The organism is Algiphilus sp. (assembly GCF_023145115.1).
Classification (GTDB): Bacteria; Pseudomonadota; Gammaproteobacteria; order Nevskiales; family Nevskiaceae; genus Algiphilus.
In genome coordinates this window covers 135544-145441 of record NZ_JAGLEJ010000020.1, presented here as the reverse complement: position 1 = coordinate 145441, position 9898 = coordinate 135544, and the positions used below count along the sequence as shown (strand labels likewise).

Below are 9898 nucleotides of genomic sequence, written 5' to 3'. Positions count from 1 at the left end.
GATGGCCGCAACGCCCGCCGACATCGCGATTGTCGGCGTCGCCGGGTGCTACCCCGGCGCCGCCGACGCGCGCGCGTTCTGGCGCAACATCCTGGACAAGGTCGACGCCGTCGGGCCGGCGGATGCTGACTGGACCGGCCCCTACCTGGATCCGGACAGCGGCGACAGCGACCGCATCTACACCAACCAGGGCGGATTCCTGCGCGATCTCGCGACCTTCAATCCGGCCGACTTCGGGATCATGCCGTCGTCCATCGACGGCGGCGAGCCCGATCACTATCTGGCCCTGAAGCTGGCGCAGGATGCGCTGACCGATGCCGGCTACCGGCGCGGCGGCTACGAGCCGGAGCGCGCCGGCGTCATCCTGGGGCGCGGCACCTACATCAACCGCGGCTACACCACCGTCATGCAGCACGGCATGGCGATCGACCAGACGCTGGAGGCACTGAAGACGGCGCGGCCGGATCTCACCGCCGCGGATCTGCAGGCGCTGCGGCGCTCGCTGCGCGCGCAGCTGCCCGCCTTCAACGCCGAGATGGCGCCGGGCGTCATCCCCAACGTCACCACCGGGATCATCGCCAACCGGCTCGACCTGATGGGGCCGAACTACATCATCGACGCGGCCTGCGCCTCGTCGCTGATCGCCGTCGAGCTCGCCGTGCGCGAGCTGCATTCGGGGCGCTGCGACATGGTGCTGGCCGGCGGCGTGCAGGCGCACACCGCGCCGCAGCTGTTCATGGTGTTCTGCCAGCTCAACGCGCTGTCGCGCGGCCGCATCCGCCCGTTCTCGACCGAGGGCGGTGGCACGCTGCTGGGCGAGGGCGCCGGCATGCTGGTGCTCAAGCGGCTGGCCGACGCCGAGGCCGCCGGCGACCGCATCTATGCCGTCATCAAGGGGCTCGGAACCTCCAGCGACGGTCGCGCGCGCGGCCTGCTCGCGCCGCGGCCCGAGGGCGAGGTGCTGGCGCTGCGCCGCGCCTACGAGGCGGCCGGCGTCGACCCGGCGTCCGTGGGGCTGATCGAGGCGCACGGTACCGGCATCCCGATGGGCGACAAGACCGAGGTCGAGTCGCTGGCCGAGGTCTTCGGTGCGCGCGAGGGCCACGCGCCGCGCGTCGCGCTGGGCTCGGTGAAGTCCAACATCTCGCACTGCATCCCGGCGGCGGGCAGCGCCTCGCTGATCAAGAGCGCTCTGGCGCTGCACCACAAGGTGCTGCCGCCCATGCTCTGCGACGAGGTCGATCCGAAGCTGCAGATCGAGCGCACGCCGTTCTACATCAACACCGAGACGCGTCCCTGGGTGCACGGCGGCAGCGCGCCGCGCCGCGCCGGCGTCAACGCCTTCGGCTTCGGCGGCATCAACGCGCATGCCGTGCTCGAGGAGTACCGCCCGTCGCGTGCGGAGGCGCAGATCTCGGTGTCGCCGCAGTGGGAGATGCCGTCCGAGGAGCTGCTGCTGTTCGCTGCCGCCGGTCACGATGCGCTGCTGCAAGCCGTCGATGACACGGTGGCACGCCTGCGCGCCGAGCCCGGCGTCTCGCTGGCCTGCGTGGCGCGGGCGCTGGCGCAGCGCGCTGGCGCGGCCACCGACGCCGAGGCGGGCCGCCATCGTCTGGCGATCGTGGCCGCGGACGTCGACGCCGCCCTCGGCCAGCTCGGCAAGGCGCGCGAGCGGCTGGCCGACGGCAAGGGCAGCTTCCATACCCGCAACGGCCAGATGTGCGCCGGCGACCAGCCGCCCGCGGGCAAGCTCGCCTTCGTCTTCCCGGGCGAGGGCGCGCAGTACGCCGGCATGCTGGGCGACCTCGTGGTGGCCTGGCCGCAGGTCCGGGAGTGGCTCGACTTCCTCGACCGCATCTTCGCCGAGGGCCGCGACTACCGGCCCAGCGACGCCATGATGCCGCCGCCGACCGGCCTGAGCGCCGAGCAGCGCGAGGCGCTGGACACCGCGCTCTACGACATGGACCTGGGGTCCGAGTCGGTCTTCGCCAGCAGCCAGGCCTTCGCGGGACTGCTCGCGGGGCTGGGCATCCGGGCCGACATGATGGTGGGTCATTCCACCGGCGAGAACAGCGCGCTGGTGGCCTCCGGTGTCATCCGGCCCGAGGACCGCGAGGCGCTCGCCGGCATGGCCTTCGAGCTCAACCGCGTGTACCGGCGTGTCGAGGGCGAGGGCAAGGTGCGCCACGGCAGCCTGCTGACCGTCGGCGCGCTGGGGCAGGATGAGCGCAACGCCGCCATCGCCGAGCTGTCCGACCGGCTCTGGCTGGCGATGGACAACTGCCCGAACCAGGCGGTGCTGTTCGGCGACAAGGCCGATATCGAGCAGGCCCACGCGGCACTGACCGCGGCCGGCGGCATCTGCTCGGAGCTGCCCTTCGGCCGCGCGTACCACACGCCGCTGTTCGCGCCGGTGGCGGAAGCCTTCGTCGACTACTACGCGAGCATCGACGTGACCGCGCCCGAGACGCCGCTCTACAGCTGTGCCAGCGCGGCGCGCTTCCCGGCCGAAGCGGACGCCATCCGCGCGCTCGCCTGCGGCCAGTGGACCGCCCCCGTGCGCTTCGTCGACACGGTGCGCCAGCTCTACGCCGACGGCGCGCGCACCTTCCTCGAAGTCGGGCCCAGCGCCAATCTCACCGGCTTCGTCGGCGACATCCTGCGCGAGCACAGGGACGCCGTGGCGCTGTCGTGCAACAGTCGCCGGCAGCCCGACAATCGCCACTTCCTCAGCACGCTGGCCCGGCTGTGGAGCCTCGGGCACACGCTGCGACCGGAGGCCCTGTTCGCGCATCGCGGACTGCCGGAGATCGATCTGGATGCCGCGCCCGAGGCCGCGAAGCCGGGACCGACGCTGAACCTGTCGATGCCGTTGCTGCGCTTCACGGCGGACATGCTGCCGGCTATGCCCGAGCCCGAACCGGCGCCGGCACCGGCGCCTGCGCCGGCACCCGCGGCACCGGATACGACAGCCGCGGCCGCGCCGGCGTCGCCGGCCGGAACGCCGGCACCCGCAGCATCGCCGGCACCGCCACCGGCCGCGCCGGAGGATCCGCGCACGGCGTGGATCCAGAGCCACTTCGCGCTCATGCAGCAGTTCCTCGAGAATCAGCAGCGCGTGCTGGCGGTCGCAGCCGGCGGCGCGCCCGCGGGCACGGCTGCGCCGGCCACCGCCGCGGCGCAGCCCGCGACGCCGGCCGCTGCAGACCGCCCGGACCCCTTCCCGCTGCTGGGCGAGGTCGTCGAGGAGAGCGCCGAGCAGCTCGTCATCCGGCGCGTCTGCACGATGGCGAAGGATCCGTACCTGGCCGACCACACGCTGGGCGGGCAGCCTTCGCTGCACGACGGGACGCTGCTGCCGCTGCCCATCGTGCCGTTCACGTTCTCCATGGAGACGCTCGCCGAGGCCGCCAAGCGCATGGCCGGCGAGGGCGCGCGCTTCGTCGGCATCGACAACGCCCGCGGCAGCCGATGGCTGGCGCTGGAAGGCGAGTCGCTGGCGCTGCGCATCGTGGTGACGCCGGGCACCGAAGCCGGCACCTACTCGGGGCGCATCTTCGCGGAGATTCCGGGAGCGCGCATGGACGGCGGCATGCTGGTGTTCGAGGGCATCGTCCGCTTCGCCGAAGCGCTGCCGGCCGCGCCGGAGCCGATCGCCTGGACCTCGGGCGAGGGGCGCGCCGCGGTCAACAATCCGGACGGCGAGCTCTACGACCGCGGCATGTTCCACGGTCCGCGCCTGCAGGGCGTCCGGCGCCTGCTGCGCTGGTCGGACGAGGCCATCGAGGCCGAGATGGAAGTGCTGCCCGCGCACGATTATTTCGCGCATACCACGCGGCCGGAGTTCCAGTTCGACGCCGCGCTGCTCGACGCCGCCGGTCAGCTCGCGGGCTTCTGGATCAGCGAGAAGTTCGGCTGGAAGCACAACGTGTTCCCGTTCCGGGTCGGCTGCTTCCGCGTCCATGCACCGACGCCGCCTGCCGGGACCCGCCTGATCGGGCGCGCGACCATGCGCATGAGCAGCGAGTCCACGCTGGAGGCCGAGGTCGACATCATCCTGCCCGACGGCACGCTGCTGGCGCGGGCCACCGGCTGGGAGGATCGCGAGTTCGAGGTGCCGGACCGGCTCTACCAGTACCGACTGAAGCCGACCGAGCGCTTCCTGTCGTTACCGGCCGTCATGCCCTTGCCCGAGGGCTGGTTCGCGCGCCACGTGCCGGCGTTCCCGGAGCATTTCCTGGACGGTGGCGGCGGCATCTGGAAGCACGGCCTGGCGCACATGGCGATGAACGAGACCGAGCGCGCCCAGTTCTATGCGCTCCCGGCCTCGGGCAAGCGGCGCGAGGAGTGGGTGCTCGGGCGCTTCGCGGCCAAGGAGGCCGCGCGCGACTGGATCGCCGCGCACTACGGCCTGCAGCTCGCCAATGCCGATATCGAGGTCACCACCGACGAGGCGGGCGCGCCGTCGCTGCGCTGCCCGCTGGTGGGCGACCGTCCGCTGCCGTCGATCAGCCTGGCGCATTCGCGCGGGCATGCGGTGGCCTGCGCGGTGCCGCCCGGACTGACGGTCGGCATCGACTACCAGGGCCTGGAGCGCGTGCGCTTCGAGGATGTCGTCTCCGGCGCGCTCGCGCCCGCCGAGCAGGCGCTGCTGCCGGCGTCCTCGCCACAGCGTGACGCCGCCGTGGTAGCGTTCTGGGTCGCCAAGGAGGCAACGGCGAAGGCTCGCCGGACCGGGCTGGAAGGCACGCCGCTCGACTGGCACGTGATCGGCGCCACGCTCGACGAGCGCGGCAATGGCACGGTCCGGGTGGAACATCACGGGCAGCAGACGGCCGTGCTCGTCGTGCGCGTATCGGACACCGCCATCATGGCGGTGGCCGCGGATGCGGCCCGGCCGGCCGCCGCGCCGCTGCTCGGAGCGGTGGCGCCGGCGAGTGGCGAAACGGCCGCAACCTTGCATTAGTCAACCACGTACGTCTCATTCTCAGCCCCCGCGGAAGGCAGGCATGTCCAAGACTTCGACGTTGTTCATCGGCCTCGACGGTTGCACCTACACCGTTCTCGACCATCTGGTCAGCGACATCCCCGGCACCGGGGTGGTGATGCCCTTCATGAAGAAGCTCATGGACGAGGGTGCGCGCGCGAAGCTGCGCAGCACGCCCAATCCACTGACACCGCCGGCCTGGACCTCGGTGCAGACCGGGCGCGGACCCGGCGTGCACGGCGTGTTCGATTTCATCCGCTCCGAGGACAAGGGCGGCGAGGTCTACTGGACGCTGTACGACAGCCGCGACATCGACGCCGAGACCATCTGGGCGCTGGCCTCGCGCCAGGGCAAGACGGTGGCCGCGCTCAACTTCCCGCTCACCGCGCCGCCGCCGGACGGCGTCAACGGCTGCACGGTGCCCGGCTTCATCCCGGCCAAGCACCTGCGCCGCAACACGCATCCGCGCGAGCTGTTCGAGCGCATGAAGCAGGAGATTCCCGGCTTCGACCCGAAGGAGCTGGCGTGGGACTTCGAGGCCGAGAAGCAGGCCATGGAGGCCCTCGACGAGGATGACACCGAGGCCTGGGTGCGCTACCACCTGCCGCGCGAGGAGCAGTGGTACAAGGTCGCCGACTACGTCCTGCGCAACGAGCAGCCGGACCTGATGGCGATCATGTTCGACGGCGTCGACAAGATCCAGCACCAGGCCTGGGAGTTCCTCGATCCGGCGCTGCTGCCCGAGGAGCCAACGGCCTGGCAGGCGCGCATGCGCGACGTCTGCGTCGAGTACTTCCGCAAGCTCGACGGCTTCATCCAGTCGCTGGTGGAGACCGCCGGCCCCGACGTGCAGGTCTACTTCGCGTCCGACCACGGCTTCACGGCGACCACCGAGGTACTGCGCATCAACACTTGGCTGGGCGAGAAGGGCTACCTGACCTGGGCCAAGTCGGATGACTCGCCGCAGGCCATGCGGCGCGAGGCTTCCGATTTCGCCAACCTCGACTGGGACAAGACCGTTGCCTACTGCCGGACGCCGTCGTCCAACGGCATCCACATCCGCGTGGCGCGCAACCCCGGCGAGGCCGGCATAGCGCCCGAGGAGTACGAGCGCTTCCGCGACAAGCTGATCGAGGATCTCGAGAGCATCCGCAACGACGACGGCGAGCAGGTGGTCACCGATGTCCTCAAGCGCGAGGAATGGTTCCCCGGCGCCCACATGGACAAGGCCGCGGACCTGACCCTGGTGCTGCGCGATCACGGCTTCGTGTCGATCCGCAACTACTCGCCGGTGGTCGTGCCGCGCGAGCGTCCGCAGGGCACGCATCATCCGGACGGCATCTTCATGGCGTGGGGCCAGGGCATCAAGGCCGCCGGCATGACTCCGCGCCGCCGCATCGTCGACGTGCCCGCCACGCTGCTGTACAGCATGGGGCTCTCCGTGCCCGAGGACGTCGAGGGCAAGGTGCCGAAGCCGTTCTTCGACGGTGCATGGCTGGAGTCGCATCCGGTTACCATCGGCGCCGCGACCCTGGCCTCCTCGGGACAGCGCGAGATCGAGGAGATGGACGACAACGAGAAGCAGCAGATCATCGAGCAGCTGCAGATGCTCGGCTACATGGAGTAAGGACGCGTCATGAGTACCGCCACCGACACCAGCATTCCGCCGGAAGCCATCCTGGCGCGACTCAAGGACGTGCTCGAGGACTTCATCGAGGACTGGGACACCGAGCTGGACGCTCCCATCGGGCGCGAGACCATGCTGCTCGGCGACCTCGAGTTCGAGTCCATCGACATCATCCAGCTTGTCGTCGCCATCGAGGAGGCCTTCGGCAAGCGCAAGCTGCCCTTCGAGCAGCTGCTCATGAAGGACGGGCGCTACGTCGACGACCTCTCGGTCGGCCAGATCGCGGACTTCCTGCACCAGCAGTTTTCATGAGCTTCCTGCAGGCCGGCGACGCCCGGCTTGCCTGGCAGCAGATGGGCGAGGGGCCGGACGTCGTGCTGGTGCACGGCCTCGCCACCAACCGTGCGTTCTGGTATGCCTCGCTGGCGCAGTCGCTGCGCGATCGCTATCGCGTGACGCTCTTCGACCTGCGCGGTCACGGCTACTCCAGCCGCCCCGCGAGCGGCTACAGCGCCACGGCCATGGCGGCGGATCTGGCCGCGCTGGTGGACGGTCTGGCGCTCGCGCCGGCGGCCGTGATCGCCCACAGCTACGGCGGTGCGGTGGCGCTCGAGTACGCGCTGTCCGCGCCCGACGCGGTGCGCGGACTCGTGCTGATGGATGCACGCATCAACACGCTGCAGCCGCGCCAGTGGCTCAGCGACGGCGGCAAGCTCAGCGCCTTCGACAAGGAGATGGCCGCCGCCGACGGACGCGACTGGGAGTCCGAGCCGCAGCTGGGGCTGACCTTCCTGGAGTCGATGGCACGGCTGCGCGTGGAAGGCTACGAGCCGCAGAACCGCGACATCTTCACGCCCTTCGGTCAGGGCAAGAGCGGCCTGCGCGGCGCGCGCGCCTTCTGTCGCCTGATGGACGAGACCACGATGCGCGAGGACGCCCTGGTCCCGGGCGCGGACCGCGACGCCATCGCCGGATTGCGGATGCCGCTGCAGCTGCTCTACGGCGGCAATTCGCACAATCTGCCGAGTGGCGACGCGCTGGCGGAGTGCGTGCCGCAGTCCGAGTACCACCGGCTGCCCAATGTCGGCCACTTCTTCCCGCTGAGCCATCCGGAGATGGTGACGCCGCTGGTGAGGGCCTTCCTCGAGCCGCTCGACGGTGCCGCGGCGTCGGTCTAGGCCGCGGCGTCGTAGAGCGGCTCGTCGACCCGCTCGATCCGGAAACGACCGCCGTCGAGCGGGGTCACGCGATAGGCGTCGGGCTGCAGTGTCGCCAGTCGACCATCCGCGGCGGCCTCCTCGAAGTAGGCCAGCGTGTGCTCGACCCGCGAGAAGTCGACGCGATGCTTGTGGGGGGCGAGGTCGTAGCGCCACCATTCCAGTTTCATCATGCGCTCGACGATGTTCTCGCTGAAGCGCAGGCGTCGCACGCAGGCCGGTGACCCGAAGACGATGCTGTAGGGCGGCACGTCGCGCGTCACGACGGCACGTGCGCCCACTACCGCGCCGTCGCCGATGGTCACGCCGCGGCTGACGAAGGCGCCGGCGCCGATGTAGGCCTCGTGGCCGATGGTGGTCACGCTCGGCACGCCCGCCGCGTAGTGCACGGCCTCGCTGCCGTCGGGTGCGAGGCGCTCGAACTCCGGCTGCTCGTACATGCTGGGCAGCTCGTTGGGACGGGTGAAGGCGAAGGGGTGGTTGCTGAACCAGTCCTGGGGGTGCTCGGGCGGCCCCAGGATCACCGACTCGCCGATCTGGCCGTAGCGGCCGACACGGCACCGGTACATACTGGTGGTCATCAGGCCGTTCACCAGCGTGAACGCGCCCACCGCACAATCCTTGACGCGACGCGGGTCGAAGATGAACGCTGGCCGCTCGTACAGCAGGGCGCCCTTGATGGTCCTGCCTTCCACGACGCTCAGGCCATGACGCTTGAGCGCATCCGGTCCGCCGATTTCCATTCCGACCCCTGTCCGACTGGCGTCCCCGTTGTGTGTCGCGTATTTCTTTTTATGGGCCATAAGTTAGCCGCCGTCCGGCGTGCGACTAATGGCGAAACGGCGCGACCTTTGTAGGGAATTATCAATTACGCATGCGTAATGCGCGGTCCTCACGCATCAAGGGGCCCATCTGCCGCGCAAACGTGGTGGCGGATGGCGAGGGGACGACGGGTTCAGCTGGACGACAGGGTGCGATGCCGCATCATGTGACTGATCGACTGCGGAATCGGGCACCCGCAGGTCGCTACGGTATGCCCCGCCCTCGGACCTTCGTGATGCTGGTAGGCTCCGGGGGCATTGATCGGCCTGGAGGCTGCTGCATGACCACCACGCGTACCAAGCTTGCCGGATTCGGATCCCTTCTCTGCGCGGCGCTGCTGGTCGGAGCATGTGCGATGAACAGCGCCCCTGCGCGCGCCGCCGACGCCTGCGCGGAACGCGGCAGCGCCACCGAAGGTTCGCTGAAGCACGGCGGACGCGATCGCACCTATCGGCTGTTCGTGCCTTCCGGCGGTGGCAGCGAGCTGCCGCTGGTGGTCGCCATGCACGGTGGCTGGGGCACCGGCGAGAGAATGGCGGAGCAGACCGGTCTCGACCGTGCCGCGAGCAAGCACGGATTCGCGGTGGTCTATCCCGACGGCGTATGGCGGTCCTGGAATGCCGGAAGCTGCTGCGGCAAGGCGGCATCCGGCAAGGTCGACGACGTCGGCTTCATCCGCTCGCTGGTCAAGGAGCTCGGCGGCTCCTCGTGCATCGACGATTCGCGCGTCTACGGCACCGGGTTCTCCAACGGCGCCATGCTGACCAATCGCATCGCGTGCGAGGCACCGGATCTGTTCAACGCCATCGCGCCGGTTTCCGGTGGGCCGATGAGGGACAACTGCCCCGAGAAGCCGGGCGTGCCCGCGCTGCTGATGGTCGGTCGCGAGGACGAGCGCATCCCCTGGAACGGCGGGGTGTTCGACGAGACCTACCGCCCGTCGATCGCGGAGCAGGTCAAGGTGCTGGCCAAGCGCAATCGCTGCGAAGACGCCCAGGCCAAGGTCGCTGGTACCTCCGATCTGTGCGAGCGCCGGTCCAGCTGCGCCGGCGGCACCGTGCGCTGGTGCATCATCGACGGCGTCGGCCACCAGTGGCCGGGCGGGCAGACCATCCTCAAGCTGATGCTCGGTCCCAACCGCGATGTCCTGGACGCATCCGACACTATCCTCCGCTTCTTCAAGGAAGCTGACTGAGGTGCGGCGCGCGGGCCGCGCCTGCGCCTAGTGTAACGTCCCAGAAGAAA

The 9898-nt window shown here is 70.1% G+C and carries 6 protein-coding genes; 5 read left to right on the top strand and 1 reads right to left on the bottom strand.

Annotated elements, in window-relative coordinates:
- Position 1 precedes the first annotated feature (1 nt).
- From KAH28_RS07420 to KAH28_RS07405, 4 genes are read left to right on the top strand one after another with little or no spacing between them, the layout of a single operon-like run.
- The gene (locus tag KAH28_RS07420) at positions 2-4966 is read left to right on the top strand and encodes a type I polyketide synthase (RefSeq protein WP_290575351.1); all 4965 of its coding nucleotides are present in this window, start codon (positions 2-4) and stop codon (positions 4964-4966) included.
- Between the two features lie 43 nt (positions 4967-5009).
- Positions 5010-6614, top strand: coding sequence for an alkaline phosphatase family protein (locus KAH28_RS07415; protein ID WP_290575350.1), 1605 nt, complete (start codon positions 5010-5012; stop codon positions 6612-6614).
- A 9-nt stretch (positions 6615-6623) separates the two neighbouring features.
- On the top strand, positions 6624-6926 hold the full coding sequence (locus KAH28_RS07410; protein ID WP_290575349.1) for an acyl carrier protein: 303 nt from the start codon (positions 6624-6626) through the stop codon (positions 6924-6926).
- Complete coding sequence (locus KAH28_RS07405; RefSeq protein ID WP_290575348.1) at positions 6923-7792, top strand: alpha/beta hydrolase; 870 nt, start codon at positions 6923-6925, stop codon at positions 7790-7792. Before KAH28_RS07410 ends, KAH28_RS07405 begins: the two co-directional genes overlap by 4 nt.
- Here KAH28_RS07405 and KAH28_RS07400 read toward each other — a convergent pair.
- Positions 7789-8574, bottom strand: coding sequence for a CatB-related O-acetyltransferase (locus KAH28_RS07400; RefSeq protein WP_290575347.1), 786 nt, complete (start codon positions 8572-8574; stop codon positions 7789-7791). The genes KAH28_RS07405 and KAH28_RS07400 overlap by 4 nt on opposite strands.
- A 359-nt stretch (positions 8575-8933) precedes the next feature.
- Here KAH28_RS07400 and KAH28_RS07395 point away from each other — a divergent pair, with 359 nt between their 5' ends.
- Positions 8934-9848 carry a PHB depolymerase family esterase gene (locus KAH28_RS07395; protein WP_290575346.1) on the top strand — a complete coding sequence of 305 codons (915 nt, stop codon included), beginning with the start codon at positions 8934-8936 and terminating at the stop codon, positions 9846-9848.
- Positions 9849-9898 lie beyond the last annotated feature (50 nt).